This window comes from Janthinobacterium sp. (genome assembly GCF_009923995.1).
Classification (GTDB): Bacteria; Pseudomonadota; Gammaproteobacteria; order Burkholderiales; family Burkholderiaceae_D; genus Janthinobacterium.
The window spans coordinates 147,383-153,734 of record NZ_RFSK01000007.1 but is presented as its reverse complement, the minus strand read 5'-3'; the positions used below and the strand labels follow the sequence as shown (position 1 = coordinate 153,734).

The following is a 6,352-nucleotide window of genomic DNA, read 5'->3' as shown; positions in this document are numbered from 1 at the left end:
GCCGCCAGCGTTCAATCTGAGCCAGGATCAAACTCTTCAGTTTAATCTCTGTTACTTTGCCGTTTTACCGGCACCGTCATTGCTGACGGGTCGCTCACTCAAAAAACTGACAGGCCACTACTTTCGTAGCGCCTATTTCATTATTTCTTGTGAACATTTGATATTTTAAGTATGACGCCAATCCGAAGATCGGCGCTGCACTGCATCAAATGTCCACACTTATCGACTGTTAATTGTTAAAGAACTGTATTCGGTACTGCTTTCGCGCTATCGACAAAGCGTTGTGTTTGTCAGCTGCAAAGAAGGAATAGTATGAAGCATTTCGCTACATCCGTCAACACCTTCTTTTCTGCTGCATCGCCGTTTCCGGTGATCCTCAAGTGCCGCATTTGACTGCGTCTCATTGGGGAGGCGAACTATAGCAAAGCCCCGCACGCCCCGCAAGGGCTATTTTGCAGCAGGGCAAATATTGCTGTGTGATATCGTAGCGCCGACTACACCCTGCCTCATCCATATAGAGTCCCATGCCTATCCCACATATTTCCCCTACCGCCAACGCCACCCTGGCCAGCGAACTCGACCACGCCATCAACAGCAAGACCAAGCCGCTGGGCAGCCTCGGCATGCTGGAAACCCTGGCCCGCCAGATCGGCCTGATCCAGCAAAGCACGCAACTGGCCTTGCGCCAGCCAGCCATCATCGTCTTCGCGGCCGACCATGGCGTCGTCGCCGAAGGCATTTCCGCCTATCCACAGAGCGTGACGTGGCAAATGGTGGAGAACTTCCTCGGCAACGGTGCCGCCATCAACGTCTTCGCCCGCCAGGCCGATTGCGCCCTCTATATAGTAGACGCGGGCGTGAACCACGATTTCGGCCCGCGCGACGGCTTGCTTGACCGCAAGCAAGGCCCTGGCACGCGTAACTTCGCCCAGGAACCCGCCATGAGCGAGGCGCAATGCCTGGCCGCCATGCAGGCAGGCATGGACCTGGTCGCCACGCTGGAGGGCAATGTGTTGGGCTTTGGCGAAATGGGCATCGGCAACACGACGGCCGCCGCCGCCCTGATGCACAAGCTGGCCGGCACGCCCGTCGCCGACTGCGTGGGCGCCGGCACGGGCCTGTCGAAAGAAGGCGTGCTGCACAAGCAGCAGGTGATCGAAGCGGCCGTCGCCCATCACGCGACGGTCACTGATCCGCTGGCCGTGCTGGCCACCTTTGGCGGCTTCGAGATCGCAATGATGGCCGGCGCCATGCTGAAAGCGGCAGAACGGCGCATGATCCTGCTGATCGACGGTTTCATCGTCAGCAGCGCCCTGCTGGTGGCGGCGCGTTTGCAGCCGGCCATCCTCGACTACTGCGTGTTTTCGCACTGCTCCGACGAGAACGGCCACCGCCAGCTGCTGGCCAGTCTGGACGCGCGTCCCTTGCTGCACCTCGATTTGCGCCTCGGTGAAGGCACGGGATCTGCGCTGGCCCTGCCGCTACTGCACGCATCCGTCAACTTCATGCGCGAGATGGCGACTTTCGCCTCGGCCCAGGTCAGCGAAAAATCCACGCCAGACTAAGATCATGGCCAATCCGCTTACCGCCATCCTCCACCAGTGCCGCCTGTTCTTCATCGCGCTGCAGTTCTTCACGCGCCTGCCGATACCGCGCTGGGTGGGTTTCGAGGCGTCCTGGCTGCAGCACGCTTCGCGCTACTTTCCGCTGGTGGGCGTGGTGGTGGCGGCCATTTCCGGCGCCGTGTACGTGCTGGCCAGCTGGCTGCTGCCGTCCGCGGTGGCCGTGCTGCTGGCGGTGGCTGCCGGCATCTACCTGACGGGCGCCTTCCATGAAGACGGCTTTGCCGACATGTGCGACGGCTTCGGCGGCGGCCTGACGCGCGAGCGGGTGCTGGAAATCATGAAGGATTCGCGCATCGGCGCGTATGGCGCCATCGGCATCATTTGCCTGCTCGCCGTCAAATGCATGGCACTGGCAGCGCTGCCGCCAGCCGTCGTCATCGCGGCCTTGTTCATCGCCCACCCACTTTCACGCCTGGCAGCCGTCTCACTGATCTGGCTCATGGACTATGCGCGCGATGAAGGCAAGTCCAAGCCCATGGCGCAGGAAATGCGCACAGGAGAATTCATCATCGCCGTCGTCTTCGGCCTGCTGCCAGCCATCGCCTGCGGCGTGCTGGGGATTTTTTACTGGGCGACGCTGGCCTTTGCCGCCGTGGCGGCCGCCGCCGCCGCATTCTGGCTGGGCCGCAAATGCCAGCTCCGCCTGCAAGGCTACACGGGCGACTGCCTCGGCGCCGTGCAGCAACTGGCGGAAGTGGCGATTTACCTGGCGATCCTGTCCAGCTTTCAGCCCCCGGTCCGTTTCTACTAGATAGAGCCGACATACCCATGCGCCTGATCCTCATTCGCCACCCCGCACCGCAAGTGACGGACGGCACCTGCTATGGCCGCAGCGACGTGGCAGTGGCGCCGCATGAAATGAGCAGGGCACGCGCCAGCCTGCTGGCGACCCTGCCCGCCGGCGTCCCGCTGTATGCCAGCCCGCTGCGCCGCTGCGCCGACCTGGCGACACTGCTGGCGCAGGACCTGCCCGCCACCGCCCTGCATCTTGACACCCGCCTGGCAGAGATGGATTTCGGCACATGGGAAATGCGTCCCTGGCACGCGATCGCGCGCGCGGAAATCGATGCCTGGGCTGCCGACGTGGCCTACTACCGGCCCGGCGGCGGCGAAAATGTCGTGGCGATGGCCGCCCGCGTGGACGCGTTTTTAGGCGAACTGTTGCGCGAACAACACGAAACGGCCGTCATCATCTGCCATGCCGGGACCATCCGCCTGCTGTCCGCGCTGCAAACAGGATTGTCATTGGAGGACACGGCCCTGCTGGCGGCCCGTTCCGCCCACAAAATCACCTACGGCGCGGCGCTCGCCCTCGATTTCTGATAGCGAATCGTCCGGCCTGCCATTTCAGTCCCCGCTCACTGCACGTATAATGGCGGGGTTTTGGTGCCCGCGCTCATGTCCATGAGCGCAGTTAAACGGGAAACACGATGCCGCGCCCGCGGCGAACGTGTGCTGCCCCCGCAACGGTAAGCAAGTGTCGCCCCTCCCGACCGGAAGCGGACGACAAGCTCTCTCTGACAACCACTGTGCTTGCAATCATCGAGCATGGGAAGGTGGGATAGCCGTACTTGCCAGCCCGGATACCGGCCAGGACAGGTGGAAGTGTGCGAACGGGGATGTTCGCGATCCGAATGGCCCATGGCCATCTTCGATCGTCATCTTCAGTTCCCACTTCTGTTCAATCTGGCCAACGGGGACGTCGGCTGGTTGCATATTACTTACTGAAAATTATCATGACCCATGCTGTTTCCCGCCACGCGGCGCTCACGTCGCTCGCGCTAGCCATTGCCGCGCCTGCCGCTTTCGCCCAATCCACGCCCGACACCTTCGACCCGGTGGTCGTCACCGCCAATCGCTACCCGCAGCACCTGAGCGAAGTACTGAGCGATACGCAGACCATCAGCTCGGAAGAAATCGCCCGTTCGGGCGCCGGCTCGCTGATCGACCTGCTGCAAAAGCAGCGCGGTATCGAAGTGACCCGCAATGGCGGCGCAGGCACCTCGGCAAGCGTGTTCATCCGCGGCGCGAACAGCAACCAGAATATCGTCCTGGTCGACGGCGTGCGCATCGGCTCGTCCACCCTGGGCACGGCCAACTGGAGCGCCCTGCCCCTGTCGAGCATCGACCACGTTGAAATCGTCTACGGTCCGCTGAGCACCATGTACGGCGCCGATGCCATCGGCGGCGTGATCCAGATCTTCACCAAGAAAGGCGACGGCGCCACGCGCTTCTCCGCTTTCGCCGGTTACGGCAGCAACAACACGCGCCAGGCGGAAGCCAGCGTTGCCGGTTCGACGGGCGGCGTGAACAGCTTCAGCTACGCGCTGGCGGTAGGCAAGGAAAAATCGGATGGCTTCTCCGCATCCAAGCTGGGCGCCTCCTCGTTCACCTACAACCCGGACAAGGACGGCTACGACAAGCAAAGCGTCAGCGGTCAGTTCGGCTACCAGATGGCCAAGGGCCATGAAGTCGGCCTGGTGTTCCTGAATAGCGAATTGAAAGCCCAGTACGACGCCGGCCCGGGCTACGATGCGCGCAGCAACCAGAAGCTGCAGAACGTCTCCGTCTTCACCAAGAATGAATTCCTGCCTAACTGGACCAGCGAACTGCGCTACGCGGAAGCGCGCGACAAGTCGGGCGACGACAGCAGCGCGGCATCGTATGGCAAAAGCCAGATCGACACCAAGCAGACCGACTTCACCTGGCAGAACGACATCCGCATCGGCCGCGACAACCTGCAATTGCTGGCCAGCTACCGCGATGAAGACGTCATGTCGAGCAGCACGCCGGAAGTAACGGGTGCACGCAATACCAAATCCTACGCAGCGGCATACAACATGGTACGCGGCGCGCACCTGTTCAATATCAGCGGCCGGCGCGACGACAACTCGGCATTCGGCTCGCACAACACGGGCAGCATCGCCTACGGCTACCGCATCAGCAATGCGCTGCGCGCAAACGCCAGCTATGGCACCAGCTTCCGTGCACCGACCTTCAATGAACTGTACTACCCGGGATACGGCCTGGCATCGAACAAGCCGGAAACGGGCCGCAACGCGGAAATCGGCCTGCACTACAACGACGGCGTCTCGCAAGCCAGCGCGACCTACTACCATAACAAGGTCACCGACCTGCTGGTCAACACCACGCCATGCCCGGACCCGCTGTTCAACGGCAGCTATGGCTGCGCCTACAACGTCAACAAAGCCTTGCTCGAAGGCGTGACCCTGGCGGCCAGCAGCAAGTTCGGCGCCTTTAACGTCAGCGGCAATATCGACCTGCAGGACCCGCGCGATGAAACCAAGGACAAGCAGCTGCAGCGCCGTGCCAAGCAGCACGCCAATGTCGCCGTTGACTACACGCTGGGCGCGCTGACCTCGGGCGCCGAATGGCAACTGTCGGGCAAACGCTACGACGATGCCGCCAACAAGAACGTCCTGGGCGGCTATGGCCTGGTCAATCTGTACGCCACCTACCAGTTTGCTCCTGAGTGGTCGGTGCTGGCGCGCTGGAACAACATCGCCAACAAGAACTACGAACTGGCCCGTTTCTATGCGACGCCAGGCTCGAAAGTCTTCGTCGGCGTACGCTACGGCATGAAATAAGCATGATGTAATGATGTAAGCTGCGGGCAATGGCATCCACGCCATCGCCCGCAGTGCAGTCCTGCAGTCCCCGCTTCTTAAGGCAGTCAATGCACCCATTCTTTCGCAACATGCGCCACCGCGCCACCGTGATCATCACGGTGCTGGTCGCATGCGCCGTTGCCAGCCTGATCTTCTCCGGCATGATCGGTTCGATCGCGATCCCGCTCGCCGACCTGCCTTCCGCCCTCTTCCATCTGCTGCAAGGCAAGACCGATACCCTCGCCGCCACCCTGCTCGACCTGCGCCTCGGGCGCGCGCTGACCGCCTTTGTCACGGGCGCGGCGCTGTCGCTGGCCGGCGTCATGATGCAGGCCCTCCTGCGCAATCCCCTCGCCGACCCGTATGTGCTGGGTATTTCGGCCGGTGCTTCCGTCGGCGCCCTGGCCGCGCTGCTGTTCATGTGCGCGCTGTGGGTGGTCGATGCGGCGGCATTCGCCGGCGCCGTCGGCGTGTCGATGCTGCTGTACTTCTTTGCCCGGCGCGACCTGCGCGGCGGCGCGGCGGCCGAAGGCGGCGCTTCGCTGTTGCTGCTGACGGGCGTGATCCTGGCCTCGGCCTGCATGGCCATCGTCACCCTGATGCTGTCCATCGCCCCGGAAAGCCGCCTGCGCAGCATGATCTTCTGGATGATCGGCGACCTGTCCGGCGCGCCGGCGCGGCTGATGCCCTGGCTGGTCCTGGCAGGCGCCCTGTTCTTCGCCCTGCGCTGCGCGCGCTCGCTCAACATCATGGCGCTGCACGCGGAAGCGGCCAGCACCCTGGGCGTGCGCGTGGGCGCCCTGCGCAAGGGCCTGTTCTTCTGTTCCGGCCTGCTCACGGCCAGCGCCGTCACCAGCGCCGGCAGCGTGGGCTTCGTCGGCCTGATCGTGCCGCATGCGCTGCGCTTTGCCTGCGGCCCCGATCACCGCCTCCTGATTCCCGCCGCGGCGCTGGCCGGCGGCACCTTCCTCGTGCTGGCGGACACCTTGGCGCGCACCGTGCTGGCGCCCTTGCAGCTGCCCGTCGGCGTCGTCACGGCGATGATAGGCGCGCCTGTCTTCCTGTACCAGCTGCACCGGCTGCGCCGGAGATGAAACA

The 6,352-nt window shown here is 63.2% G+C and carries 5 protein-coding genes and 1 riboswitch; all 5 genes read left to right on the top strand.

What is annotated here, in order from left to right:
• Positions 1 to 524 precede the first annotated feature (524 nt).
• The 5 genes from cobT to EBS11_RS05935 all read left to right on the top strand — a co-directional run bounded on the left by cobT (position 525) and on the right by EBS11_RS05935 (position 6,348).
• A complete protein-coding gene (gene cobT, locus EBS11_RS05955; protein WP_290601270.1) occupies positions 525 to 1,565 on the top strand; it encodes a nicotinate-nucleotide--dimethylbenzimidazole phosphoribosyltransferase in 1,041 nt (346 codons plus the stop codon).
• Between the two features lie 4 nt (positions 1,566 to 1,569).
• Positions 1,570 to 2,376: an adenosylcobinamide-GDP ribazoletransferase gene (locus EBS11_RS05950; protein ID WP_290601268.1), complete on the top strand. Its 807-nt coding sequence runs from the start codon at positions 1,570 to 1,572 to the stop codon at positions 2,374 to 2,376.
• Positions 2,377 to 2,393: 17 nt separating this feature from the next.
• Positions 2,394 to 2,948 carry a histidine phosphatase family protein gene (locus tag EBS11_RS05945; RefSeq protein ID WP_290601266.1) on the top strand — a complete coding sequence of 185 codons (555 nt, stop codon included), beginning with the start codon at positions 2,394 to 2,396 and terminating at the stop codon, positions 2,946 to 2,948.
• A 44-nt stretch (positions 2,949 to 2,992) separates the two neighbouring features.
• A riboswitch (cobalamin riboswitch) is annotated at positions 2,993 to 3,235 on the top strand.
• A gap of 126 nt (positions 3,236 to 3,361) precedes the next feature.
• Entirely contained in the window at positions 3,362 to 5,233 is a 1,872-nt protein-coding gene (locus EBS11_RS05940; protein ID WP_290601265.1) for a TonB-dependent receptor, read from the top strand.
• Between the two features lie 89 nt (positions 5,234 to 5,322).
• Positions 5,323 to 6,348, top strand: coding sequence for an iron ABC transporter permease (locus tag EBS11_RS05935; RefSeq protein WP_290601263.1), 1,026 nt, complete (start codon positions 5,323 to 5,325; stop codon positions 6,346 to 6,348).
• Positions 6,349 to 6,352: the final 4 nt, after the last annotated feature.

Coding starts and splice junctions, on each gene's coding strand:
- EBS11_RS05935 (WP_290601263.1), top strand. CDS start 5,323: ATGCACCCATTCTTTCGCAACATGCGCCACCGCGCCACCGTGATCATC.
- cobT (WP_290601270.1), top strand. CDS start 525: ATGCCTATCCCACATATTTCCCCTACCGCCAACGCCACCCTGGCCAGC.
- EBS11_RS05940 (WP_290601265.1), top strand. CDS start 3,362: ATGACCCATGCTGTTTCCCGCCACGCGGCGCTCACGTCGCTCGCGCTA.
- EBS11_RS05945 (WP_290601266.1), top strand. CDS start 2,394: ATGCGCCTGATCCTCATTCGCCACCCCGCACCGCAAGTGACGGACGGC.
- EBS11_RS05950 (WP_290601268.1), top strand. CDS start 1,570: ATGGCCAATCCGCTTACCGCCATCCTCCACCAGTGCCGCCTGTTCTTC.